At 41.9% G+C, this 24,290-nt stretch carries 22 protein-coding genes; 12 read left to right on the top strand and 10 right to left on the bottom strand.

From position 1 onward, the window contains the following. Positions 1 to 112 precede the first annotated feature (112 nt). Positions 113 to 1,138: a tRNA (adenosine(37)-N6)-threonylcarbamoyltransferase complex transferase subunit TsaD gene (gene tsaD / locus SFU91_02335; protein ID MDX2127857.1), complete on the bottom strand. Its 1,026-nt coding sequence runs from the start codon at positions 1,136 to 1,138 to the stop codon at positions 113 to 115. Between the two features lie 36 nt (positions 1,139 to 1,174). Between tsaD and SFU91_02330 the strand changes: the two genes are divergently transcribed. From SFU91_02330 to SFU91_02285, 10 genes are read left to right on the top strand one after another with little or no spacing between them, the layout of a single operon-like run. Beyond that, positions 1,175 to 1,402 carry a hypothetical protein gene (locus SFU91_02330; GenBank protein MDX2127856.1) on the top strand — a complete coding sequence of 76 codons (228 nt, stop codon included), beginning with the start codon at positions 1,175 to 1,177 and terminating at the stop codon, positions 1,400 to 1,402. Between the two features lie 56 nt (positions 1,403 to 1,458). Continuing rightward, the gene (locus SFU91_02325) at positions 1,459 to 2,457 is read left to right on the top strand and encodes a MoxR family ATPase (GenBank protein MDX2127855.1); all 999 of its coding nucleotides are present in this window, start codon (positions 1,459 to 1,461) and stop codon (positions 2,455 to 2,457) included. Positions 2,458 to 2,498: 41 nt separating this feature from the next. Further along, on the top strand, positions 2,499 to 3,383 hold the full coding sequence (locus tag SFU91_02320; GenBank protein ID MDX2127854.1) for a DUF58 domain-containing protein: 885 nt from the start codon (positions 2,499 to 2,501) through the stop codon (positions 3,381 to 3,383). 9 nt (positions 3,384 to 3,392) lie between these two features. Next, positions 3,393 to 4,418, top strand: coding sequence for a hypothetical protein (locus tag SFU91_02315; GenBank protein ID MDX2127853.1), 1,026 nt, complete (start codon positions 3,393 to 3,395; stop codon positions 4,416 to 4,418). Further along, the gene (locus tag SFU91_02310) at positions 4,419 to 5,441 is read left to right on the top strand and encodes a VWA domain-containing protein (GenBank protein ID MDX2127852.1); all 1,023 of its coding nucleotides are present in this window, start codon (positions 4,419 to 4,421) and stop codon (positions 5,439 to 5,441) included. Between the two features lie 14 nt (positions 5,442 to 5,455). Beyond that, complete coding sequence (locus SFU91_02305; GenBank protein ID MDX2127851.1) at positions 5,456 to 6,496, top strand: VWA domain-containing protein; 1,041 nt, start codon at positions 5,456 to 5,458, stop codon at positions 6,494 to 6,496. Positions 6,497 to 6,516: 20 nt separating this feature from the next. Then, positions 6,517 to 7,368, top strand: coding sequence for a hypothetical protein (locus tag SFU91_02300; protein ID MDX2127850.1), 852 nt, complete (start codon positions 6,517 to 6,519; stop codon positions 7,366 to 7,368). 4 nt (positions 7,369 to 7,372) lie between these two features. Then, the gene (gene proC / locus SFU91_02295; protein ID MDX2127849.1) at positions 7,373 to 8,194 is read left to right on the top strand and encodes a pyrroline-5-carboxylate reductase; all 822 of its coding nucleotides are present in this window, start codon (positions 7,373 to 7,375) and stop codon (positions 8,192 to 8,194) included. Positions 8,195 to 8,210: 16 nt separating this feature from the next. Then, positions 8,211 to 8,432, top strand: coding sequence for a hypothetical protein (locus tag SFU91_02290; GenBank protein ID MDX2127848.1), 222 nt, complete (start codon positions 8,211 to 8,213; stop codon positions 8,430 to 8,432). Positions 8,433 to 8,435: 3 nt separating this feature from the next. Beyond that, complete coding sequence (locus SFU91_02285) at positions 8,436 to 8,621, top strand: type II toxin-antitoxin system RelE/ParE family toxin (GenBank protein MDX2127847.1); 186 nt, start codon at positions 8,436 to 8,438, stop codon at positions 8,619 to 8,621. Positions 8,622 to 8,724: 103 nt separating this feature from the next. Here SFU91_02285 and SFU91_02280 read toward each other — a convergent pair whose 3' ends face one another. From SFU91_02280 to SFU91_02270, 3 genes are all read right to left on the bottom strand, one after another. Next, positions 8,725 to 9,927, bottom strand: a complete 1,203-nt coding sequence (locus tag SFU91_02280) for a PLP-dependent aspartate aminotransferase family protein (protein ID MDX2127846.1) — start codon at positions 9,925 to 9,927, stop codon at positions 8,725 to 8,727. Positions 9,928 to 9,929: 2 nt separating this feature from the next. Next, the gene (metG, locus tag SFU91_02275) at positions 9,930 to 12,077 is read right to left on the bottom strand and encodes a methionine--tRNA ligase (GenBank protein MDX2127845.1); all 2,148 of its coding nucleotides are present in this window, start codon (positions 12,075 to 12,077) and stop codon (positions 9,930 to 9,932) included. Between the two features lie 68 nt (positions 12,078 to 12,145). Then, on the bottom strand, positions 12,146 to 12,682 hold the full coding sequence (locus SFU91_02270) for a 3-deoxy-D-manno-octulosonate 8-phosphate phosphatase (protein ID MDX2127844.1): 537 nt from the start codon (positions 12,680 to 12,682) through the stop codon (positions 12,146 to 12,148). A gap of 129 nt (positions 12,683 to 12,811) precedes the next feature. Between SFU91_02270 and sdaAA the strand changes: the two genes are divergently transcribed. Further along, positions 12,812 to 13,678: an L-serine ammonia-lyase, iron-sulfur-dependent, subunit alpha gene (gene sdaAA / locus SFU91_02265; GenBank protein ID MDX2127843.1), complete on the top strand. Its 867-nt coding sequence runs from the start codon at positions 12,812 to 12,814 to the stop codon at positions 13,676 to 13,678. Between the two features lie 13 nt (positions 13,679 to 13,691). Here sdaAA and SFU91_02260 read toward each other — a convergent pair whose 3' ends face one another. From SFU91_02260 to SFU91_02240, 5 genes are all read right to left on the bottom strand, one after another. Beyond that, positions 13,692 to 14,159: a nucleoside deaminase gene (locus SFU91_02260; protein MDX2127842.1), complete on the bottom strand. Its 468-nt coding sequence runs from the start codon at positions 14,157 to 14,159 to the stop codon at positions 13,692 to 13,694. Positions 14,160 to 14,167: 8 nt separating this feature from the next. After that, positions 14,168 to 14,947, bottom strand: coding sequence for a hypothetical protein (locus SFU91_02255; GenBank protein ID MDX2127841.1), 780 nt, complete (start codon positions 14,945 to 14,947; stop codon positions 14,168 to 14,170). 3 nt (positions 14,948 to 14,950) lie between these two features. Beyond that, positions 14,951 to 16,780: a BatD family protein gene (locus tag SFU91_02250; protein MDX2127840.1), complete on the bottom strand. Its 1,830-nt coding sequence runs from the start codon at positions 16,778 to 16,780 to the stop codon at positions 14,951 to 14,953. A gap of 26 nt (positions 16,781 to 16,806) precedes the next feature. Further along, positions 16,807 to 17,712: an oxygen-dependent coproporphyrinogen oxidase gene (hemF, locus tag SFU91_02245; protein ID MDX2127839.1), complete on the bottom strand. Its 906-nt coding sequence runs from the start codon at positions 17,710 to 17,712 to the stop codon at positions 16,807 to 16,809. A 118-nt stretch (positions 17,713 to 17,830) separates the two neighbouring features. Next, positions 17,831 to 20,707, bottom strand: coding sequence for an alpha-amylase family glycosyl hydrolase (locus SFU91_02240; protein ID MDX2127838.1), 2,877 nt, complete (start codon positions 20,705 to 20,707; stop codon positions 17,831 to 17,833). A 216-nt stretch (positions 20,708 to 20,923) separates the two neighbouring features. Here SFU91_02240 and SFU91_02235 point away from each other — a divergent pair, with 216 nt between their 5' ends. Then, entirely contained in the window at positions 20,924 to 23,533 is a 2,610-nt protein-coding gene (locus SFU91_02235; GenBank protein MDX2127837.1) for a TonB-dependent receptor, read from the top strand. On the opposite strand, the gene SFU91_02230 is transcribed toward SFU91_02235, so the two are convergent. Beyond that, positions 23,517 to 24,200, bottom strand: coding sequence for a YdcF family protein (locus SFU91_02230; GenBank protein ID MDX2127836.1), 684 nt, complete (start codon positions 24,198 to 24,200; stop codon positions 23,517 to 23,519). The two genes, SFU91_02235 and SFU91_02230, sit on opposite strands and share 17 nt — an antisense overlap. Between the last annotated feature and the right edge of the window lie 90 nt (positions 24,201 to 24,290).

Genomic DNA, 24,290 nt, shown 5'->3' with positions numbered 1-24,290 from the left:
CTTTATTTGAGGCGGGGTATCAGATTTTAATCATTAATCAAAAACTTCAGGTCAAGATGCTCGAATTTTTTTGAGACATCAAAAAGAACTGTGGTTTCATCAGAACAATGAATTATAGTGATGCGAACGCTTTTGCGTTATAACGACGAGCCTCAAATTGTCCACGCTCTATTTTAAGTTTTGCAAGGGTGGCGATCATTGCAGCGTTATCAGTCGAGTAAATTGGTTTAGGAATGAAAAGTGAAATGTTTCGAGCAGCCGCGGCTTCGTTCATTTGACGTCGAAGTTCAGAATTAGCACTGACGCCTCCAGCCACTGAAATTGTTTTGATGCCCAGCGATTCAGCGGCGGCGATGGTTTTCCGAGTTAATGCTGAAGCAATAGCAAATTGAATTGAGGCACAAATATCGGCCAAATGGGTTTCAATAAATGCTTTGGGCTGTTGCTGCAAATAGGTTTGAACAGAAGTTTTAAGACCTGAAAAACTGAAATTGAAATTTTCAAGTCCTCCGTGTTCTCCTCGGTTCATCAGGGCTTGAGGAAACTTATGAAAGTGAGGATTTCCTTCTTTGGCAAGTTTATCGATAATTGGTCCGGCGGGATAAGGTAGCCCAAGCATTTTACCCGTTTTGTCAAATCCTTCACCTGCAGCATCATCGATTGTTTTTCCTAAAATTTTATAAGACAAATTTTCTTCGACGAGCGCAAGCATCGTATGTCCGCCTGAAACGGTCAGTGAAATAAAAGGAAATTTTGGAAAAGCAAGCTGTGAGCCGTCGTTGATGAATGTTGAAAAAATATGCGCTTCGATGTGATTAATCGGAATAAATGGAATGCCAAGAGCATAGGCAAATGATTGTGCAAAATTGAGCCCTACCAGAACTGCGCCAATGAGACCGGGTCCTGAGGTCGCTGATATGAAATCCAAGTCAGATTTATTTATATTGGAAACTTTCATTGCCGTATTCGTTACACTGGCGATGAGTCGCTCGTGCTCCCGAGAAGCCAATTCAGGAACAACGCCGCCAAACTCTTGATGCCTAAGCTGGGAACTGATGATGTTCGAAGCAACTTTACCATTAAGTAGGACAGCGGCTGAGGTTTCGTCACAGCTTGTTTCGAGAGCAAGAATATTCATCTTTAAATTTTCTAAAAAAGAAGTTAATTGAAAACGATGAGCAATAAGTCTGGAAAGCCGGAAGTTAGTGTTCGTACCTCGAGAATGCTTGCCTTTCTATTGGGTGCTAATTTGGTGATTCTCTTTATTCCTAGAATTGGGATGATTCACGATTATTTTCATGTACATCCGATGCTGGCATTGCTGCTTAGCGCAAGTGGCTTTGGAATAATGATTTGGGCATTTCGAACCATTTATGTCACCAAACAATCATCTGAAAAGTAACTACCAATAGAAAAAAATTCAATCTCAAAAAAAAATCAAACAACTTTCATAAACATATGCAAACGGCCGTCAACATCGAAGAATTAAAAGCACGCATTTATCAGGAATCTGAATTTGTTACAAAACTCCAAACTGAAATTTCAAAACAAGTTGTTGGCCAAAAAGAGGTTGTTTCTCGCCTTTTGATGGGTCTTTTAACCAATGGACATATTTTGCTTGAAGGTGTACCGGGTCTTGCAAAAACCCTTACTGTAAGCACTCTTGCTAAAGCCATTGATCTTAAATTTCATCGTATTCAATTCACGCCCGATCTTTTGCCCGCCGACCTTATCGGGACGATGATTTATAATCAAAAAACAATGGAGTTTACAACGAAGAAAGGCCCGATCTTCGCCAATATCATTCTCGCTGATGAAATCAATCGGTCTCCCGCTAAAGTTCAATCGGCTTTGCTTGAGGCAATGCAAGAAAAGCAAGTCACGATTGGGGAAGAAACCTATAAACTTGATAATCCTTTCTTGGTGATGGCCACTCAAAATCCGGTTGAACAGGAAGGAACATATCCTCTTCCTGAAGCGCAAGTTGACCGATTTATGATGAAGCTCAAAGTGGGTTATCCAACACCTGAAGATGAGCTTGAGATTATGGACAGAATGGCAAGAACAGAAAGAAAAGATACAGTGAATTCTGTTGTAACTGTGGATGAGATTCTCAGAGCCCGACGCGTTGTCAATGACGTTTATATGGAAGAGAAAGTAAAAAAATACATAGTTGATATTGTTATTGCCACCCGTGAGCCCGAAAAATTCGGTATGCCGGAGCTTCGCAATCTGATTCAGTATGGTGCTTCACCTCGTGCAACAATTAACTTGAATCTTGCTTCGAAAGCGCACGCTTTTTTGAATCGAAGAGGTTATGTGACTCCTGATGATGTAAAACTTATTGCTTACGATGTTCTTCGACATCGCATTATCCCAACTTACGAAGCTGAAGCAGAAGATGTCCGTGCGGAGGATATTGTCAGAAAAGTGCTCAATGCAGTCAATGTTCCCTGAGCGTTTGAAACGGGATTTTATCAACGCCTGAATCGAATGAAATGGCAGAAATCAGTTTAAAAGAAATTTTTAAAAAAGTACGGCAGCTCGAAATTCGAACGCGCGGACTTGTTAACAATGTCTTTGGAGGCGAGTACCACTCAGCCTTTAAGGGCAAAGGAATGGAATTTGCCGAAGTACGTGCTTATCAATTTGGCGACGATGTGCGTGCCATTGATTGGAATGTTTCAGCAAGGCGCGATGACACTTATATCAAGCTCTTTAATGAAGAGCGTGAGCAAACCCTTATGATTCTTTATGATGGCTCGGGCTCAGCGGCATTCGGCTCCAAGAAGCAATTCAAACGAGATTTAGCTGCTGAAATTTGTGCCACCCTTGCCTTCAGTGCCATAACCAATAATGACAAGGTCGGGCTCATCATCTTTACCGATACAATTGAGAAATTCATTGCCCCAAGAAAAGGGAAAAAACATGTCTTGAGATTGCTTCGCGAAATCTTTTCTTTTCAGCCGCAAGGCAAAGGCACCAATATTGGTGGGGCACTTGATTTTATGACCCGCTTGCTCAAACGCAAGTCAATTGTTTTTTTGGTGAGTGATTTGCTCACGCCCAAGTTTGATGATAAAATGAAGCTGATTAACCGAAAGCATGATTTTATTGTGATTCAACTTTCAGATGAGCGTGAATTTAACTTGCCCCGGGTCGGACTTTTAGAATTGGAAGATGCAGAAACCGGCGAGCGATTTATGCTTGACACCTTTGATGATTCTGCACGCAGAGACTATGAAAATAAAATGGATGATTTCAGACGGCTAAGAAATGATACGCTGAAAAAAATGCAAATCGATATGATTGAAGTCAGTACCGGAGAGTCGTTTATAACTCCGCTTGAAGGATTCTTTAAACGTCGTGAAATGAGGCGATAATCAATGATAATGAAGCGAATAATTCCGTTCTTTTTATTTTATGCGTTTTTTGTAGGGTTTCATTGTGCGACGCTTTACGCACAGCAGCCGTCTGTTCGTAGCGATGTTTATCCCGATACGGTTTCGATTGGTGATGATATCACTTACACACTCACGGTATTAAAGCGGCCCGATGTCTCTTTGCTTTATCCGACCAAAAAGGATACTGTGGCTTTTGCACCATTAGAAATTCGGGATGTTCAATATTTGCCAAGAGAAACGCGTGAGTCGCTTGTGGTTGAAAAAATTCAATATACCCTTGCTGTTTTTGATACCGGAATGCAGCCGATTCCCTTTCTTAACTTAACCTATCTTACAGGAAAAGACAGTGTATCGAGAGCTATTGTGCAAGCCCCGCCAAGTCGGGTTTATGTTGTCTCTTTACTAGATACTACCCGAAAAGATATTGAGGATATTAAAGAGATTCGCTCACTTCCAATTCCGTGGTGGGTCTATGCGTCAATCGCGACGGCCGTTTTACTTTTTGTTGGAATGAGCTTTTGGATTTATCGATGGGTTCGCTCAAGAAAAGTCAAAGAAGTCGTTGAGCCGGTTATTCAACGCTCAGCCTATGAAATTGCGGTTGAAAAAATCGATGTGTTATATCATTCGAAGCTTGAATCAGATGCCGACTTGAAGCGGTTTTATTTTGAACTCTCCTTTATCATTCGTGAATTTTTGGAGAATCATTTTGGAATTTTGGCTCTTGAACAAACGTCGTATGAAATTTATCAATCCATTGAAACGAAAGTTGAAAAAGCGCAATACAACAGGCTTTACAATATTTTTGAAAGAGCAGATATGGTAAAATTTGCGAAATATTTGCCAAGTAAAATTGAAATCAAAGAAAGCTATCAAGAGGCATTGGAATTTCTCGTTCGATTTAAGCCTGATAAAACATCAGGGGCATCAAAAGGAAGCGCGTCACTAAATTCTTCTTTTCAGGAAGAATCGAATAATTCTCGTAACCCTTCAACCGTGAACGAGGAGCGTTAAATGTTAGAGTTATTTCGTTCGGCAAATTTTTCGTTTCAAAATCCGGAGTTTTTGTTTCTCCTACTTTTGATTCCTTTGCTATCAATTCTTTATTTTTTTAGAGAATATCGAGGGAATACGCCTGCCTTAATTTTTTCAAGCATTTCAATATTAAAGAGTGCGCGTGGTGGGATATTGAAGAATTTTCGTCATAGCGTTTTCATCTTCCGAATGCTTACGCTTGCTTTGTTAATTTTAGCCTTTGCTAGGCCACGAACATCCAATCAAAAACAAATTGTTTATTCAGAGGGAATCGATATTGTACTTTGCTTGGATCTATCAACCTCAATGTTTGCCGAGGACTTTGAGCCAAAGAATCGAATCGATGCCGCGAAGGAAGTCGCCCGAGAGTTTATTCGAAATCGTGTTAGTGATCGAATCGGACTGGTGATTTTTCAAGCTAAAGCATTTACACAATGCCCATTGACACTTGACTATACCTTGCTCAATCGCTTTATTAGCGGCTTGAATGCCGGTAAAATGCAAGAGGATGGAACGGCAATTGGTCTTGCACTGGCAACAGCCACCAATCGTTTAAGGAATTCAACGGCAAAAAGTAAGCTCATAATATTACTTACCGATGGGCAGAATAATGCCGGCGAAATTGAACCTCAAACAGCCGCTGATTTAGCTGCAGCCTTAGGAATCAAAGTTTATACCGTTGGCGCCGGAACGCGAGGTTACGCCAATTATCCGATTCCAGACCCATTATATGGCACGCGTTACATTCGCGCGAAGGTCGATGTGGATGATGTTGGATTGGAAAGAATCGCGAAAACAACCGGTGGAAAGTATTTTAGAGCAACCGATTTTAAGAGCCTTCAGGAAACTTATCGTGAGATTGACAATCTTGAAAAATCAAAGGTTGAAGTTCAAACCTACACGGAGTACAAAGAAGAATTTTCGAAGGTGTTGCTTTGGGCGTTGATTCTATTTGCAGTTGAAATTTTATTAGCAAATACACGCTTCCGTAAAGCACCGTAAAATCAGATAAAAACATGCGTTTTGGAAACCCAACACATCTTTATTACTTATTTGCACTAATACCGCTATTGATCTTCCTAGTGTTTTTTTTATCTCGGCGGTTTGCCGCGGTAAAACTGCTTGGCGATAGTGAATTGATGCAGGAACTGGCCGGCTCTGTTAGTCGTACGAAACTCATTTGGAAACTGATTTTAATTTTTTTGGCAGCAGCCTTAATTCTTTTTGCCTATGCCGCGCCACAGCTTGGAACACGGCTTAAAGAAGTCAAGCGTAAAGGGATTGAAGTTGTAATTGCGCTTGATGTTTCAAACAGCATGCAAGCAGAGGATATTCGTCCAAGCCGTTTGCAAAAAGCGAAATATGAAATCTCTCGTTTTATCGATCAATTAGGTGGAGACCGTGTCGGGCTGGTTGTTTTTGCGGGTCAATCGTATTTGCAGTGCCCGATGACACTCGATAAATCTTCGATCAAATTATTTCTTGATATTGTTTCTCCTGAGGTTATCGAAACACAAGGAACAAACTTTGCTGCTGCAATTCGCGAATCACTTGAAGCATTCAAAAGCATTGAAGAAGGTGCCGATGCATCCGCGCGTGGCAATAAGCCTTCTAAGGTGATTATCATTTTTAGCGATGGAGAAGATCACGAAGCCGGATGGGAAGAAATGGTAGATGAAGCTTTGGTGGAGGGTGTCAAGGTTTACACAGTTGGGATTGGTTCACCTTCCGCCACGCCAATTCCTATTTATGATAAATCAATGAATAGAATTGATTACAAACGCGGCAGTGATGGCGAAGTGGCGATGACCAAATTTGTCCCCGACGGGCTAAGAAGAATAGCAGAGAAATCTGGGGCGAGTTTTTATCAAATCAATGCTGCCGGTTCCGATTTCGATAAAATTTTAGTTGAGCTTGATAAGCTTCAAAAAACCGAATTTGCCTCACGAGAATCTGTGGATTACGAAGATCAATTTCAATATTTCATCGGTGTGGCAATCGCCCTTTTGGTGCTTGAATCTCTGCTTGGCGAAAGAATAAGGAAAGTGAAAAAGTAAAATTTAGGTGATCTTATCTTATGAAACACTTCACAAAGCATTTCTCATTTCATCAAGAGAAAAGGGAACAATTAGTTTTGAAGCTCTTCAAAACAGGAATTCTGATTGCAGCACTGTTCCTTTCTACTGACGGATTGAAGGCACAATATTTTGAAGTTCGGAAAGGGAACAACGCCTACAGCCGTGGTGAGTATGATGAGGCAAAAGGTCAATACGAAAAAATTGAAAATTCTGAGGAAGCCTCTACCGAAGGCAAAGCCGCAGCTACTTTTAATGCCGGCAACGCGTCCTATCGCCAAAAAAAATATACCGATGCCCAAAAGAAATACGAGAAAATTGCTGCCGATGAATCCATAGATGCAGCCACTCGTGCAGATGCTTATTACAATCTTGGCAATAGTGCATTTAAGCGGGCGAAAGATGCCAAACCGGAAGAAAAGCCAGAATTGCTTCGAGAGGCACTTAAGAATTATAAGCAGGCTTTAACACACAACAGCAGCGATAGGCAAACCAAGGTTAATTATGAATTTGCCAAAGCAATGCTGAAAGAAATGGAAGAAGAGCAGCGTCAAAGGCAAAAACAACAGAATAAAGACAATCAAAACCAAAACGACCAGCAGAAAAAGGAAAACGAACAGAAACAAGATCAGAATAAACAAGATCAAAATCAGCAACAGAAGGAAGAGCAAAAGGAGCAACAAAATCAAGAAAATCAAAATCAGCAGAAAGAGGAGCAAAAGCCTCAAGAGCAAAAATTCAGCAAACAGGATGCAGAAAAGATTTTGGATGCAATGAAAGAAGATGAAAAAAACATGATGAAAAAGTATCAGGTGAAGAAGAATTCGGGTGCACGCTACTCAAAAGATTGGTAAATGAATGAAGAAACTTGGAATTATCGGTTATGGAAAACTTGGAGAAGCCATTGCAAATGGACTAATTAAGCAAGCGATCGTTTCACCCAACGATATGATGGCAAGCGTACGCCGCGAAAGTTCGCTCTTAAAACGACAATCCGAAAATGTTAACTCCCTCGCTTCAATTGAGTTTGGGCGAAATAACCAGAGTATCGCACAATCTTGTAAAACCATCCTCTTGGCCGTAAAACCCCAAAACGTTGAAGCCGTACTTAACGACATTGATTCCGTTCTCACCGAAGAACATCTGCTCATCAGCGTGGCAGCTTCTGTAACCACAAGCTATATCGAAACACGCCTCTCAAAACCTGTGCCGGTCATTCGTGCAATGCCAAATACGCCGAGCGTCATCAATGCCGGAATGACCGCGCTTTCGAAAGGAAAATTTGCGACCGAAGAGCAACTCGCCTTTTCAAAAACCCTCTTTGATGCCATTGGGAAAACGGTGATTGTCGAAGAATATTTAATGGATGGTGTTACGGCACTCTCGGCAAGCGGCCCGGCATATATTTATGTTGTCATTGAAGCACTTGCCGAAGCAGGCGTGAAACTTGGAATCCCACGCGATGTCTCAACCTTGCTTGCCGCGCAAACAATGTACGGCGCATCAAAATTGGTGCTTGAAACCAATATTCATCCCGCCGTGCTTAAAGACAGCGTTACAACTCCCGCCGGATGCACAATCGACGGGCTTTTGGAATTGGAAGAAGGCGGACTTCGTGTTACTTTAATCAAAGCCGTTGTAAAAGCAGCCGAAAGAGCCTCAGAATTGGTCAAGAAATAAATGAATCGGAGGAAGAATGAAACTCGAAGAACTAGAAAAGGAAATAATCTCGCTCAAAAAGGACGAGTTTGAATCTTTACTGATCTTTATGCTCAATCTTTCAAGAAACGATACTCCAGCAAAAGATGAGCCTTGGTTGGAAGAGGTGGAAAAAAGATATCAGGAGTTGATTTCAGGCAAAGTCAAAGGGATTGGTATAGATGAACTAAAACAGAAAACAAAAAGTATTTTGGGTTAATTCATGATTGAAATCCACCCCGAAGCAGAAAAGGAGTATTTCGAAGCGCTGCTTTACTACAAAGAAAAATCACCTAAAGCAGCTCAAATGTTTGCAGATGAATTTGAAAGTATACTATTTAAAATTAGTGCTTTTCCCAGTATAGGAATTCAATACAAAAATGATTTTCGAAAATTCAGCAGTATTTAATTTCACTTTTCAATTATTTATAAGAAAACACAATTCGGGATAAAAGTAATTTCGATAGCAGATCATCATCGACTGCCTGATTATTGGATTGAACGAAAGTAACTCACAGCGCCTCCCGAAAATCCCCGATTAAATCATCGATGTGCTCAATTCCTACTGAAAGACGAATGAGCCCCAGTCCAATGCCTGATGCCTTTCGCTGTTCGGGCGTGTAGTGATATCGCCACATTGACGCCGGATGAACAATCAGCGTTTCCACTCCGCCCAAGCTCACGGCATTTTTCGGGAATCGCAGTTTTTTAAGAAGCGACTGTGCATTATCGAATTTTTCCTCTTCACTTTCACCTCTGACTTCAAAGCTCATCATTCCCGATGGCCCAAGCATTTGCGATTTTGCTAAAGAGAGTTGAGGATGAGTTTTCAAAAATGGAAAATGAACCGTTTCAATGTTGGGGTGAGAAACTAAATAGTCGGCAAGTGCAATCGCATTGGCGTTAATTCGCTCCATTCGAAGCGAAAGCGTGCGAAGCCCACGAAGCAACAGCCACGAATCGAATGAAGCAAGCGAAGAGCCAAAAATAATCATCATTCGCCACGCGGCCTTCACAAATTCTTTTGTGCCGCAAATGGCGCCGGCGGTGAGATCGGAGTGACCGCCTAAAAATTTTGTCGCGCTATGAATCACCACATCGATTCCTAAGTCGATTGGCCGTTGATTGATTGGGCTTGCAAAAGTATTATCGCAAATGGTGGTGATGCCGCGTTTTTTGGCAAGTGCAGAAACGGCTTTTAAGTCGGTGAGCGTCATAAGGGGGTTCACCGGTGTTTCAAGATAAATGAGTTTTGTATTCGGGCGAATGGCTTTTTCAAAGGCGGCGGTATCGGTGGCCTCTACAAATGTGACTTCAACGCCATACTTCGGCAAGAGATCGCGAAAAAGAATCATCGATGCCGCATAGAGGATTTTTTGCGTAACCACGTGCTCGCCCGCTTTTACAGATGCAAAAACCGCCGCTGAAACCGCACCCATCCCGGAAGCCGTAACCAAGGCCGCTTCTGCATGTTCAAGCGATGCAATGATGGCTTGAACCTGCGCGTTCGTTGGGTTGCCGTGGCGAGAGTAGAATTCGGTGGGGTTGATTGAAGCGGCAAGTTCCGAAAATGCCGCAGGGTCTTCAGGTGCAAGATAAGTTGAGGTTTGCCAAATTGGCGGCGCAACAGCAGAGGTGGTATTGAACTCGTCGCCAAGATGAATTAAGCCGGTTTCGAGTTTCATCTTTGCGTTTTGATTTGCTCCTTCGCTCATTGTTATTTCACTCTCCGCCCGTTTATCGATTCTCCGGAAGGAAATACCACATTCACTTTTCCATCTTCACCCTCAACAGCCAAAAGCATTCCGTGCGATTCAATGCCGCGCATTTTGCGAGGCGCAAGATTAGCCACCACCACAATATTTTTTCCGATTAAGGTCTCTGGTGTATAGTGCTCGGCAATGCCCGAAAGAATCACGCGCTCCGAGTCACCAATTTTAACCGTAAGCTTGAGCAGTTTATCAGCCTTCAGGACTTTTTCGCAGGCGAGAACAGTGGCAACCCGCAAGTCAATTTTATCGAAATCATCAATCGTGATTTCAGGCTTGATGGCATAAGGATTTTCAACGGCTGCTACGGGTGCGGCTTCCGGTTTTGGTTCTGTGGTCATTTTCGATTTTGATTTTGCAAGATCATCGGCTTCCGCTTGTTTGATTAAAGCGGCAATTTTTTCAAGTTCAGGAGCAATGTCTTTATCCTCAATCTTTTTGAAGAGGACATCGGTTTTTCCGGATAATTTATGACCCTTTTTGAGGGAAGGAGAGAATGCTTTGTACCATTCAATTTCACTCGGCGAGACACCAAGCATTAATTGAATGGCCTGTGAAGCTTGAGGTAAAATTGGGTAAAAGATCATCGAAAGAGAAAAGCATAAATTAAGTGAAACGGCAAGCGATTCTTTCGCGGCTTCTGGATTTGATTTTATCACTTTCCAAGGCTCTGAATCCGTAAGAAATTTATTGGCGGTTCGTGCCACTTCCATCGCTAAAAAGGCAGCCTCCTTAATATGAACACCTTCATAATTGGCTTCGAGTTCTTCTCTAATTTTATTCCAATCAATTCCCAATGAATTCCACTTTTCAGGAGTAATATCTGCCTGTACTTCTCCTGCAAAGCGGGAATTGGAGAAATCGACGGCACGCTTCACAAAATTCCCAAGTGTATCGGCGAGCTCGCCATTGATGCGATTTTGAAAATCATTCCAACTGAAATCGGTATCGCGGTTTTCTGGGTAATTAATCGCAATCATGTAGCGAAGCGTATCCGCAGGGAATTTCTCTAAGAATTCGTGGGCATACACCGCATACCCACGCGACTTCGAAAACTTCTTTCCTTCAATATTGATAAACTCCGAAGCGGGAATTTGATCCACCAAAACATATTTCTCTTTTGAGTTCGCTTCATTCTTGGCCATCAACATCGCAGGAAACATCAAGGCGTGGAAAACCACGTTATCTTTCCCGATAAAATGAATGAGCCTTGTATCGCCCTGAAGCCAATATTCACGCCACTTTTCGGGCTGCCCAATTTTATGCGCCCATTCTTTTGTTGAGGAAATGTATCCTAAAACCGCATCGAACCACACATAAATCACTTTTCCCTTGGCATCGGAGCTTTCGGAAGGTACGGGAACACCCCACGCCATATCGCGCGTGATGGCTCTATCGCCAAGCCCGCGGCGAAGCCATTCACGGGTATAATTCAAGACATTGTGCCGCCAATGACTATTTTTTTCACGGTCATCAATCATTTCCTCCAAGGCTTTTTGATAACGCCCAAGCGGAAAGTACCAATGCATTGTTTCTTTCAGAATCGGTGTTTCTCCGGTGAGTTTGCTTTTGGGGTTGATAAGTTCTTGAGGGCTTAAATAGGTTCCGCAGTTTTCACACTGGTCGCCATTGGCCTCGGTGTTTCCACAAACGGGGCAAGTGCCCACAACATACCGATCGGCCAAAAACTTTTGAGACTTTTCGTCATAAAATTGCTTTTCAGTTTTTTTGACGAAAATGCCTTTTGCTTCAATGTCTCGGAAGAATTCCTGCGTGGTATCGTGATGAATTGGGAGCGATGTTCTCGAAAAATTATCGAGCTCAATATTCAACTTTGCAAGTACTTCCTTTTGCATATTGTGGTATCTATCCACAATTGCTTGCGGGGAAAGTCCTTCTTTTTCGGCTAAGAGTGTAATCGGAACGCCGTGTTCATCGCTTCCTCCAATGTGAATGATTTCCTCGCCCCGCAGTTTTTTATACCGAACAAAAATATCAGCAGGAATGAAAGTTCCGGCCAAGTGCCCCAAGTGCAGCGGGCCATTGGCATAGGGGAGAGCGGTAGTAACAAGGGTTCGTTTAAATACTTGCGTCATTTGAATCGAAATAAAAGAAATGCCCGAGAGGGCATGAAGATTTGAAATGGATTCAGTGTTTGTGAGTTTTATTCATTCACCCATTTTCCTTGTTCGGTAAGCACAAGCTCAATTGCTTCACGAATCGAACCTCTTCCACCTTCGGCTGCGGTGACATAGGCCACGCGGTCTCTCAGGTATTGAGGTGAGCCAACCGGGCAAACACAAAATCCGGCCTCTTTCATAATCGGGATATCAGAGAGTTCATCACCGATATATAAACACTCTTCATCCGAAAAATGATTCAGATATTTTAATTCATGATAGGTTTCTAATTTATTTCGAATCCCTAAATAAATATCCGTCACGCCAAGTTCAATTAAACGTTTGCGAACAGCCTTGGAGACACGTTCAGAAATCACGATGACCTTAAACCCCTTTTCAAGTGCTACTCGAATCGCGAAGCCATCACGAACATGAAATGATTTGATTTCATCGCCCGATTCGGTGTATGAAATCGTGCCATCCGTTAAAACACCATCCGCCACCAGTAAAATGACCCGGATTTTATTCAACGCATTTTTATATTTCTCTTGAAGATTCACCGATGACGGTGAGACAGGCATTCCGAAAAACTCCATTGGAATTGAAAACGATATTGTATGGTAAGAAAGTTAAACTCCCTAAATATACATTTTGCATTGCGTTTGAAATGCTAATTTGAATGGACTTAAAAACGAAACTGCCAAATCATAATGATGGAATTTAATTATCTCTCCGATATCGCCGCCTATTGTGAAAAGGAGAATAAAACGCTTTCAGAAGCAATGTGCGACTACGAAATGCATCATAAGCGTTTGACGAAAGAAGAAGTATATGATCATCTTGAAAAGGTATTGAAAGTAATGGAAGACTCGGTTGAGCAAGGGCTTACGCAAATGATGATTACAAAAAGCGGAATGCTAAACAACTGGGCAAAGTCGGTTTATGAGGCTAAAAAAACCGTTCTTTCTTTTCCGCTGCAACAGGCAGTCGCGCGAGCACTCGCTGTAAGTGAGGTCAATGCTTGTATGGGGAAGATTGTTGCAGCACCAACGGCAGGCTCTTCAGGAATTATCCCCGCTGCACTTGTGACATTAATGAAAGAGCATCAGATGAGTAGAGAAATGATGATTGAAGCGCTGCTTGTCAGTGCTGCAATCGGACTCATATTTGCAAAAAATTCTTCATTTGCCGGTAGCGAAGCCGGCTGTATGGGCGAAACAGGAAGCGCCGCAGCGATGGCTGCGGCCTCTATTGCGTACTCTTTTGGCGCTGATACAGAAACCTGTTTCGAAGCTGCAGCAATCGCTTTGAAGGGTTCTATGGGTTTGGTTTGCGACCCTGTGGCAGGGCTTGTAGAAGAACCTTGCGCTATTCGAAATGCAATCGGTGTGGCAAATGCCTTCACTTCGGCACAAATTGCGCTTGCGGGTGTAAAAGGTCTAATCCCGCCCGATGAAGTGATTTTGGCGACAAAAGAGGTTGGCGATTTAATGTCTCCCCGCTTGAAAGAATCGGCACTCGGTGGGTTAGCCAATACAAAGACAGCAAGAGAGATTCAAAAGAGGGTTTTTAAATGATTGCATTAGAGAATTAGTTTTTCATCCGCTTTGTGATGAAAAAATTCTGTAACGCCGTTTTGCATTCACCCTCTAAAATTCCACCGATAGATTCAATGCGATGATTGGTTTTTGCGGAATCGGTAATATTAAAAATGGTGCCACACGCGCCCATTTTTGAATCGTATGCACCAAAGACAATTCTGCCGATTTTAGACAGTACCAAAGCACCTGCGCACATAGGGCAAGGCTCCATCGTTACCACCAGCGTACAGTCTTGTAAATACTTTGATTGCATCGTATTCATTGCAGCCGTGAGAGCAATCATCTCGGCGTGCGCCGTGGCATCGAGCAGCATTTCCACTTGATTATATCCCTTCCCGACTGGAAATCCGTTAGAATCCAAAATGATAGCACCAACCGGGGTTTCACCTTTTTCGGATGCCTTTTCGGCTTCACGCAAGGCTTGACGCATAAACTTTTCCCAAGAGTGATCAATCATAAACTATCTTAGATGCGTTCAGCGTCGCGTTGATTAATCCACCCTTTATCGCCATTTGGCAGCCGAACTTCAAACCAATTTTGTTCTTCATTAAGAATAATCACTTTTAAGCCGGAGTGAATTTCAGTAAGTGTTGAAGCTTTTTCGAGAGGTTCGCTCTTCAAGGCTGATGTTGGGCTTAAGATGATGGCCTCATCACGCTGAAAATCTTGGTAAGCCTTTGAGAGAAAAATCACCAACGAAATGGTTAATAAAACAGAAAGGGTGATGTTGATCGCATTTTTAAAAGTAGGTGAAAAGGGAAGACCAAAACGCATCTCCACAATCAGAGAAGCAAACAAAAGATAAAAAAAGATAAGAACCAAAGTTCCAGAGAACCACATAGGAAAGTAAGACAAGACTCGACGCGCAATCGTAGAAAGGAAAAAAGCTGGTAGTTCAGCAATTCGGTCTTTTGTTTTTAACCGAGCGAGATCAAGATTATTTTTGATGTCGGGGTCATTTTCACCAAGTTCCTTTTTTGCGCGTTCATAATAAAGAATAGCTCTTCCGAAATCACCAATTTTGTAATAACAGTTACCGATGTTATAGTACAATTCCCCTGAACCAAAACCCGAGGAATCAATCTTTCGAAAGAGCTCTAATGATGATGCAAATTTTCTTTCAACAAAAAATTTTCCCGCTTCCTTGAAATCCGCTTGTGCTTGTTGAATCCGATAGCCCTCGCTTTTCAACGAAGAAGGACACATGAGTAAAGTCAAAAGAACAATGTAAAGAAGTTTTTGCATCGGTTACTTTTTCTTAGAGAGTTCAGTAATGACAATTGAGGTTCTATCGTAATAATCATCAAGATCGGCTTTGACCATTCCTTCAGGCGCATACCGAATTTCCGCAGCCATATCAAGTGTAGAAATACATTTTTCAATTAACTCCGAATCAATACCTTTTGATTCCAAAAAGGCACGCCGTTCGGTATTTGTGAAGGCGAAGGTATCTGTATTGAAACGATCGCCAATGTATTTAATGAGAGCATGCTCCAATTCACCAAAAAATCCTTTTTGATCGCCCTTGTTTTTAAAATCCAAAGCCGCTTTCAAACGCTTCTTTGCCTCTGGAGATGCCTTAAAACTTCGCGCAAAAGCGACATCAGTTTGAAGTTTTTCATCTCGCTTTTGAATAATTCCAACCCCGATGTAAGCAATGAGAGGCAGAAGCAAAAGTCCAAAGAACCAAAAACTCAGATAAATTGGTTTTCCAATACGCGTGAGTGTTTCAGAGTTTGGTTTGATAAAATTGATTTCACCGGTTGCGGAAGCAAATGGGGAAGTCGTTGAAAAAACGGCATTTGGGTCGGGAAGAACATCAAGTTCAAAACGATTCGACTTTAAGGTGATATAACTTTTCTTTGAAGGATTGAAGTAAGAAAATTCGAGCTCACCCAAATCAAAATGACCTTCAGAGCGAGGAACCACCACAACTTCTTGTGTTCGAGATCCAATTAGGGAGCCCGTAGTAGTTTCTTTCTTTTGTTTAACATCGGGCGGGTAGGCTTCGAATGAAGAAGGAAAGGGAATCGCGATATCGCTTAAAGTGGGGATATTTCCTTCCCCTTCGATGGCAATTTTGAATGTCACCGGTTCACCAACTTTGACTTGAGTTTTGCTCATAGTAGCGGTGAAATTGTACTTCCCAACCGCGCCGTTAAAAGAAAGCGGTTTTGGCTCAGGCGTCGGCGATACTGTAAATTTTATTGAGGGTGAGTACACTTTAATCGGGATTGTGGAAGTTGAACCCATTGAATTAAAGAACTGGAATAAATTTTGAGGTACAACCCCACGGTTAAAATTCAAATCACGTTGCAAAACTTCACAGGTTGCAGAATAAGGAGAAATTTCAAGAGCTCCGGCTCGCGTTGGAAATACAATCATTTTATTTATCACTGCTACGCGATAAACTGCGCCGTTGTAATACTCTGTGGTACTTGGTGAGTTGTTTCCTAAATCAAATTTTTCAATCCAAAAACCATCAGGCTTGATGTCTTGCGTTTGTTCATACTTAATGATGTTGATTCTAAAATATAATTTGTAAGTCACTAGCGCGGCTTCGCCAACAAAAAGTTTTGTTTTACTTACCAAGGGCCTAATAAAAGCTTGATCAGCGGCTAAAGTCGGCTCGTTCCCCTTTCCGCCTTTGTTTTGAGCCGGAGCTTGAGCAGCGCCTTTAGAAACCACAACATCAATTGAGTTGCTGGTGTATGTTGTGCCGCCGATATCGACCGTAGCTGCAGGGATGGTTTGTCTCCCTTCCTTTCTTGGGATAAGGAGATATGAAAGCGACTTTGATTGTGAAACCCGCCCGTTAACGATGCTAAAGCTCGAGGATTGCGAAACGCGACCTTGCATCACTTCGAAGACTTGCGTTTTCCCTAATTGAACCTCATTAAAATTCGCATTCCCTTGAACTTCAACAGTGTAACTGAACGGTTCACCTAAAACAAGATTCGGATTATCAACAGTTGCCTTTACACTAACCTGTGCATATAGCAAGTTTGGTAACGATAAAAAAATGAGCAACAGAATTGAGGCTCGAATAGAGGCGATATCAAAGCGATGGTGAATCATGATTTCGTGAGTCATCAATTAAAAGTTCAAATATCATTGATATTTAACCAATCGTGTGGTTTTAGAAATTTATACAAAATAGCTTCTCGCGACCCTACAGCCGGCGAATAATTATAACCCCAAGCGGCAAATGGTGGTAAAGACATTAAAATCGATTCAGTTCGTCCCTCTGTTTCCAGTCCAAAAAGGGTGCCTCGGTCATACACCAAGTTAAACTCCACATACCTTCCACGGCGCAAAAATTGGAAATGCTTTTCCGAATCTCCAAATGGTTCATGCTGTCTTTTTTCAACAATCGGCAGGTAAGCCTCTGAAAAGGCATTTCCACACGATTGAATAAATTGAAAGGTTTGTTCGGGATTTTCTTTCAAATAGTCGAAGAATATTCCCCCAACGCCACGCGTTTCTTTACGATGAGGAAGATAAAAATAGTCATCGCAATGAGATTTATAAGTCGAGTATAACGATTCGCCATACGGGTCACAAGCCAATTTCAAAATGCGGTGAAAGTGCTGAACATCTTCCAAGAAGGGATAATATGGTGTTAAATCAGCACCACCACCGAACCAAGAAGTCGTGACATTGCCATTATCATCATACTGTTCAAAATATCGAAAATTACAATGAACCGTTGGAATCATTGGGCTGAACGGATGAATCACGACAGAAACACCCGTTGCAAAAAAAGGGGTGGCCGATGTTCTCATTTTATCTGCCATCTTTTGTGGTAAAACACCAGAAACGGCCGAAAAATTAACCCCGCCTTTTTCAAAAACAGCGCCATTTTCAATGACACGGGTTTTTCCGCCGCCGCCGTTTTTATGTACCCACGATTCTTCCTGAAATCGAGCCTTTCCATCAGCCGCTTCAAAAGTAGATGTGATATGATTTTGAAGACCTTCTAAATAGGCTTGAACCCGATGTTTAAACATTCGAAAAAAATCCTGAAGTATTAATTGAAAACCAAAACGAAAAAATTCTACAAACGTATCAAAAATAAAAAACCCTGCAAGGGTAGCTTGCAGGGCTTAAAAGAAATCATTGAATGTCTTATTTCACCAATAACATTTTTCGTGTTTGAGAAAACGAACCCGAAGTAAGGCGGTAGAAATAAACCCCCGTGGAAAGTGATGCCGCATTAAAATTGACTTGAAATGTTCCTGCATCGTGGCGTCCTGTGGCTAATGTGGAAATTTCTCTTCCCAAAATATCGAAGACTTTCAGGCTAACTTCTCCAGCGGTCGGAATCGAATAGCGAATTGATGTCGAGGGGTTGAATGGGTTCGGATAATTTTGCTCAAGTGCAAACGCACGTGGTATTGCACGAGAATCCAAACCGACACTCAATGCCACATCAATTCCTTGATCCGGTGTTGGTAATTTTTTCGAGGTATAGATTCTAAATTCTCCGGCCTGCAATGTCATGATGGTATCTGTGTTTGAAACGACAATGCTATCGCCTTTCATATAATTATACCATACACCCGCATTGTGAAAAAGCGGTTGAATTGTACTTGTATTCACAAGGAAATTACCAATCACCGTGACATTCATCTCGTTATGAGTAATCTTGATTCGCTTCATTCCGCCTGAAGTTGACATTGAAGCCGTGCCTTCACGAAAAGCAAGGTTTTCCTTCTTCAGTTTAATCAAAGCAGCGTAGGTTTTGTAAAGATTTTGGCGAGCAACATTATTGAAGTAGTCCCACCGAATTGGTTTCTCTGCAAGGCGTGAATTCTCGGTATCAGTGGGATAATTGATAGAAAAGTCATAACCAAGTTCACCGAATTGCCAAAACATCTTTGGGCCGGGAATTGTGAAGAAAAACGCACCTGCGGCTTTGATGCGATCGAGTGAAGTATTGAGATTCCTCGTGCTGTAACCAACGGATAGATTTTGCGCACCGAATTTGATATTCTTAACCATTAACCGCTCTTCATCGTGATCCTCAATAATCGTCACTAAATTATTTTGTGACCAACCGCGATTGGCAAAGTAACCCCAATTCAAATCAGATTTATTGTTTTCGTGATAACCCATTGTGGATTCGTTGTAATTATTAACCAACTTGCCCCAAAACATCAGCCCAAAATTGGCGAGCTCGGTTTCTTCTTGATTTTCAGAAAGATGTTCCAAAATCACATAAGCCCCCGGCGCTGTGGCTTGAATCTCATTATAAATACGCTTCCATATCGCGATTCGCGATGCATCGTATTGTCCCCAAAGCCCAACATTGCTTCCTGAATTGACTTGCGTGAATCCTTTTGATAAGTCAAATCGGAATCCATCGATCTTAAATTCATTCAGCCAAAAATCATTGACGCGTTTTACAAAAGCGCGTGTGAATTTGCTTTCGTGATTCATATCGTAGCCAACATTAAAGGGATGGCGTGCGATGCGGTTAAACCAAAGATTGTCATCGGTAGGTGGACCGTAGTCGCCTGAAGAATAAAGCCGCACCAAAGGTGACTGTCCAAATTGATGATTCAGCACCATATCCACCACAACGGCAATGCCCCTTGCGTGGCAGGTATCGATAAATCTCTTCAAGTTATTTTTGGTACCGTAGTATTTATCCGCTGCAAAAAAGAAAGACGGGTTATAGCCCCAACTGCTATTGCCTTCGAATTCATTGATTGGCATCAATTCAATACAATTCACCCCTAAGCGCTGAAGGTAACCTAAGGTATCAATCAAGGTTTGAAAGTTTCGTGCAGAAATAAAGTCACGAACAAGCATTTCATAAATCACCAAGTCGCGCTTATCGGGACGTTGAAAATTCGGCACATTCCATTGATATGGCGTTTGATTGGTTTGGAAAACTGAAACTTGAAAGGATGTTTTTCCTGATGGGTAAGCCTTTAAATTTGGGTAAGTGGCAGAAGGAATAAATTGATCATCAAATGGATCGAGAATTTTTTCGGTGTAAGGATCTGCAATTCTCAAATTACCATCCACCAAATATTGAAATGCATACTCTTGACCCGGTGTCAAACCTGTAAGTGTAATCCAATAAAAAACGCTGTCCGCTTTTAATGAATCTCTTTTCATAAGAAAACTCGGCTGAACTTCCCAATTATTAAAATCGCCGATGGCATGAACAAATTTTTTGTATGGTGCAAAGAGGCAAAGTGTGACGGTGGTGGAATTGATATAATTGATACCTTCAACAATGCCGGCAGGACGCGGTTCATCAACTGGTGTGGCAACGATTGCAGAAAAAGTAGAAGAGTCTTCACGAACAGCACCGCTAAAAGTAACCGCTCTCACCAAAAGTTTATTTGTGCCATTAAGAAGTGTGCGCCCCGAAAAACTGCTTGAAAGTGATGAAACATAAAAAAATTGTTTTGTCGAATCATAGTAAGGGCGAAGCGAACCCAAATCAACCCCATTCAAGAAAATCTTAGAGCTGTCAATATTGATGCGGTCATTGTTACGAGCTGCAAGAGTTGCCGCCAAATAAGTATCCGTTCCTTGAATCACCTTATTATTTCCCGGTTCAAGTTGGAATATCATTGGATGGCGGACAATAACGACAGAATTCTGATCGTTGCTAAATCGGAGAGGATTTGCCGGATCACTAAACCACGCCCAATTTGACCCATCGCCATTATACTGCTCATGCATTTTGTATTGGTAACCGGTTCCTTGTGGGGTTGACCCTGTTCCTCCGCCTTCTCGTAACCGTAAAGTTTTTGAGTAGAATGGAACAAAAAAATCAGGGTCGTCCATTTTCGATACAGCGTTCGTTGCAATTCTTCCGGCAGTATTTGGCCCCCAGCCGTTGAATTCGCCCGGTAGAAATGCCCTCAAAGCTGTTGCCGTAGGTTGATAATGGAAATAAACGGAGATAGAATCTTGAGCATAAAGCGGCAAAGCAAGCGAAAGCATCAAGAAACTCAAAATGGAACGAAGGAACTTCATCATTGTTCGGAATTAATTTGGATTGTACAGCCAAGAAATGTTAAAGAAAATTTTGATAGGAAACGAATATATAATAATGCCGTTTAAAGGCGTGTGACTTTAAGGGCAACTTTTACCGATTTTTTCGGAAGTCTTTTGTCCTATTTGGCTAATCAAACCGTTGTATTTTAGAAATGTTCAACTACAAGTCCGCGTTGATTTCGAATACCCAAATAATTCATGTTCAGTGTGAAGCGATTTAAGTTTTTCTTCTCCGCTACGGTAGCATTTCTTCTTGCTATTTACCCTGTTACTTCCTTTGGTCAAGAAGCATATTTCACTTTGAGAGGAAAGGTTTTGAGTACTGAATCCAAGGAGCCGATTTCCGGTGTTGTAATCCGATTGGAAAAAACGCAGTACGGGGCAATTACCAAAAACGACGGGACTTATTTGATGACAGGGATTCCGAGTGGAAGTTATATCATCTCCGCAACAATCATTGGTTATGAAAAAGCGGAATTTCTGATTGAAGTCAAAGACGAAAATGTCACACGCAACTTTGAATTAAAAGAAAGTGATGTTACCACAGCCGAAATTCAAGTTGTGGCTGATGAAGAAAGGCAAAAGAAAGAAGATGTTCGAACAAGCGTTTACAAACTCAAACCCCGTGAGATCAAAGCCATTGCCGGCGGAGTTGAAGATTTGCTCCGAACCCTTCAATCGGTACCCGGAGTTCTCGCTCAAAATGACTTCTCGTCTCAATTGATTGTTCGTGGCTCCGGCCCGGATCAAAACCTTATGCTTATCGACGACATCGAGGTTTTTAATCCGTACCGGCTTTATGGGACAATCAGTATGTTCAATCCAGAAACCATCTCTGATGTCAATCTAATTACCGGCGGCTTTCCTGCTCGTTACGGCGATCGCCTTTCTGCTGTCTTGGACGTCACAAATCGAGATGGAACAAGAGATGTCGGCTTTACCTCACTCATCAACGCCAATGTGACTGATGCAAACATCGTTTCTGAAGGTAAAGCGCCATTTGGCCTGAATGGGTCTTGGATTGTTTCAGCACGAAGGACATATTATGATCTCATAGTAGGGCCGATTCTAAAAAGTACCGGATTGGTTGACAGAGAAACGGCCTTCCCGAATTTTACCGATTTCCAGTCAAAGATTGCTTTCCAAATCAATGATGAACATCGCCTTCAATTCACGACCCTCTTAAGCCGCGATGCCGTAAATGTGATTACCGCGGCAAGAACCAACGAGCGACCGGATAGTTCAGCGGTGACAAATCAAACGGATAATAATACCTTGGGTGCATCGTGGCACTATCGGCCCAATGAAAATGTCTTTAACCGATTTGTCGTGTCTTGGTACAGCAATACCGGCGAAACCTCTTTTGGCGGAGTGTTTGTCGATCGCTTCAATTACCGCGGCGATTTCTACCGCAGCCTTGAAGATTGCACTTTTGTCAATCCAAATTCACTCGCCAATCAATCCCTTGAATCAAATTCAAGTTTTAATTTCATCAAAACCTCTTTTCGTGATGAAATATCAATTCGATCCAATCGCCATTTTATCGAATCAGGAGTTGGACTTGATGTTCTTACCACCAAACTTTCCTTTTTTATTTCGGCCAATGAGCGGCTTCGTGCCATCTTTCGTGCTATTCAATCCAATGGGAGAGTTGGAGCGTTGCCCTTCGATACCACCCTCATTCAAGCTCGAACTTACTTCAGAAGCAATGCATACATTCAAGACCGTTGGGAAGTGATTCCTGAAAGGCTCTACATTCAACCCGGTATTCGACTTGATTATTACGAAATCAATAACCGATTTTACCTCTCTCCTCGCTTTAATTTTTCTTATTCAATCAGCGAAGCCACAACCCTGCGAGGCGCTTGGGGGCTATACTTCCAATCACCGGGTTATGAAAAGTTGATTGATCAAAATCAATTTTTTGATCTCTCTCAAACCAATGATTTCATTCGCTCACTCCGTGCCGAGCAGGCCGTTCATTATGTGTTAGGTATTGATCATTGGCTTGATGACAAATGGCAATTTAAGTCGGAGATTTATTACAAAGATTTAAGCCAGCTTTTGGTTCAAACAAAAACACCGTCCCAAGTTTATTCAGCCACCTTCTTAGGAGGAAATGCCTACGACGAACGAAACTGGAGAATTGATTCAACGGCAGGGTTTCAACTTTCTCCCACTCCTGTGAATGACGGCGTTGGGGCCGCTTATGGAATTGAATTTATGCTTGCAAAGCGAAAGAAATCGGGCGACGACAAATTCAGTGGATGGATTACTTATTCATTGGCTTTTGCAAATCGAAATCGCGATGCAATCACCATACCATTTAATTTTGATCAGCGCCATACCATTAATGTCGTTTCCGATTATCGATTTAACGAATCTTGGAACATCGGTGCACGATGGCGATTTGGTTCTGGGTTTCCAATCACAAATCCCCTTGGAATTCAGCCGCGGTTACTTGTGGATAGCCTCGGTGCGGTCAGTATTGATGTTGACCAATTAGAAGCCGGAAGACGTGTGCTTTTTAACATTCAATTTGGAGGCGAGGAAAATCTTAATCAAGGGCGATTACCCACTTATCAAAGGCTTGATGTTCGAATCACTTATTCAACTGAATTTTGGGGAGCATCGTGGCAGTTTTACCTCGATATCATTAATCTCTATAATCAAACCAATGTAATCGGTTATCGGAATCGTGCACCGGAGCAGATTGATGTTCCAATTGGTGCGCGTCCGGAGCCAATCCGGACAGAAACCGGCATGTTACCGATTGTTCCCACATTCGGAATCAGTGCTGTGTTTTAATGAACTTTTGCATTGCCATCATTTCTTTTTCTGGCTTGAATGAAGGGTGTATCGGGTTTGGGTGTTCATCGATTCCCCACTGTTGAATTGAAAGATAGAAAACGGATAATATTGATTCGCGCAGCAATTGAAATAGCCCTTCGTCAGGACTGTTGCTTGGAACAGGTACTGCATAAATCCCATTATTATCAGCAATCAGTTGGGCGCGGAAAACGTGAAATTCACTTGTTACAAGAATTACCTGTTGTTCTTTTAGACTATCCAAAATAACTCTTGAAAATTGAAAGTTTTCGATGGTACTTGAAGCACGGGCTTCCATAAAAATATTTTCTTCTGGTACACCTTTTTCAACGAGAATTGCCTTCATGACTTCTGCTTCAGATTTTTGATTTTCTCCTAAAATTCCTCCTGAAACAATAATGCGCTCTGTATAATCGTTACGGTAAAGGTCAAATGCTTTATCAAGTCTTGAAAGCAAAATATCGCTGGGTAAATCGTGCTCAAGCTTATGACCCAAAACCAATGTCGTAGAAAAAGACGGCGGTTCATTTAGTTGATAAAATTGATGATAATAGGTAGCTGCACGATAGACTGAAACAAGCGAGATGCTTAGAACCAACCCAATAAAGATAAAAAGCGAAAGCATAATGAAAAATATTCGGCGCATACCCTTGATTCAGCAATTGAAAACTTTTTGCAAATGGTAGGAAAATGATAAAACCTTCTTAGATTTATAAAGCAACAGCCTTATATCCAA

The sequence above is a fragment of the Chloroherpetonaceae bacterium genome, assembly GCA_033763895.1.
Classification (GTDB): domain Bacteria; phylum Bacteroidota; class Chlorobiia; order Chlorobiales; family Thermochlorobacteraceae; genus JANRJQ01.
The sequence above is the reverse complement of the archived record's forward strand: the minus strand, read 5'-3'. Positions and strand labels throughout refer to the sequence as shown.

Excerpts from the sequence above, each read along its gene's own strand:
- SFU91_02325 (MDX2127855.1), top strand. The coding sequence starts at position 1,459 with ATGCAAACGGCCGTCAACATCGAAGAATTAAAAGCACGCATTTATCAG.
- SFU91_02230 (MDX2127836.1), bottom strand. The coding sequence starts at position 24,200 with ATGCGCCGAATATTTTTCATTATGCTTTCGCTTTTTATCTTTATTGGG.
- SFU91_02240 (MDX2127838.1), bottom strand. The coding sequence starts at position 20,707 with ATGATGAAGTTCCTTCGTTCCATTTTGAGTTTCTTGATGCTTTCGCTT.
- SFU91_02310 (MDX2127852.1), top strand. The coding sequence starts at position 4,419 with ATGTTAGAGTTATTTCGTTCGGCAAATTTTTCGTTTCAAAATCCGGAG.
- SFU91_02235 (MDX2127837.1), top strand. The coding sequence starts at position 20,924 with ATGTTCAGTGTGAAGCGATTTAAGTTTTTCTTCTCCGCTACGGTAGCA.
- SFU91_02250 (MDX2127840.1), bottom strand. The coding sequence starts at position 16,780 with ATGATTCACCATCGCTTTGATATCGCCTCTATTCGAGCCTCAATTCTG.
- metG (MDX2127845.1), bottom strand. The coding sequence starts at position 12,077 with ATGACGCAAGTATTTAAACGAACCCTTGTTACTACCGCTCTCCCCTAT.
- SFU91_02270 (MDX2127844.1), bottom strand. The coding sequence starts at position 12,682 with ATGCCTGTCTCACCGTCATCGGTGAATCTTCAAGAGAAATATAAAAAT.
- tsaD (MDX2127857.1), bottom strand. The coding sequence starts at position 1,138 with ATGAATATTCTTGCTCTCGAAACAAGCTGTGACGAAACCTCAGCCGCT.
- SFU91_02305 (MDX2127851.1), top strand. The coding sequence starts at position 5,456 with ATGCGTTTTGGAAACCCAACACATCTTTATTACTTATTTGCACTAATA.
- SFU91_02300 (MDX2127850.1), top strand. The coding sequence starts at position 6,517 with ATGAAACACTTCACAAAGCATTTCTCATTTCATCAAGAGAAAAGGGAA.
- SFU91_02280 (MDX2127846.1), bottom strand. The coding sequence starts at position 9,927 with ATGAGCGAAGGAGCAAATCAAAACGCAAAGATGAAACTCGAAACCGGC.
- hemF (MDX2127839.1), bottom strand. The coding sequence starts at position 17,712 with ATGTTTAAACATCGGGTTCAAGCCTATTTAGAAGGTCTTCAAAATCAT.
- SFU91_02255 (MDX2127841.1), bottom strand. The coding sequence starts at position 14,947 with ATGCAAAAACTTCTTTACATTGTTCTTTTGACTTTACTCATGTGTCCT.
- SFU91_02330 (MDX2127856.1), top strand. The coding sequence starts at position 1,175 with ATGAGCAATAAGTCTGGAAAGCCGGAAGTTAGTGTTCGTACCTCGAGA.
- SFU91_02260 (MDX2127842.1), bottom strand. The coding sequence starts at position 14,159 with ATGATTGATCACTCTTGGGAAAAGTTTATGCGTCAAGCCTTGCGTGAA.
- SFU91_02290 (MDX2127848.1), top strand. The coding sequence starts at position 8,211 with ATGAAACTCGAAGAACTAGAAAAGGAAATAATCTCGCTCAAAAAGGAC.
- SFU91_02320 (MDX2127854.1), top strand. The coding sequence starts at position 2,499 with ATGGCAGAAATCAGTTTAAAAGAAATTTTTAAAAAAGTACGGCAGCTC.
- SFU91_02315 (MDX2127853.1), top strand. The coding sequence starts at position 3,393 with ATGAAGCGAATAATTCCGTTCTTTTTATTTTATGCGTTTTTTGTAGGG.
- proC (MDX2127849.1), top strand. The coding sequence starts at position 7,373 with ATGAAGAAACTTGGAATTATCGGTTATGGAAAACTTGGAGAAGCCATT.
- sdaAA (MDX2127843.1), top strand. The coding sequence starts at position 12,812 with ATGATGGAATTTAATTATCTCTCCGATATCGCCGCCTATTGTGAAAAG.
- SFU91_02285 (MDX2127847.1), top strand. The coding sequence starts at position 8,436 with ATGATTGAAATCCACCCCGAAGCAGAAAAGGAGTATTTCGAAGCGCTG.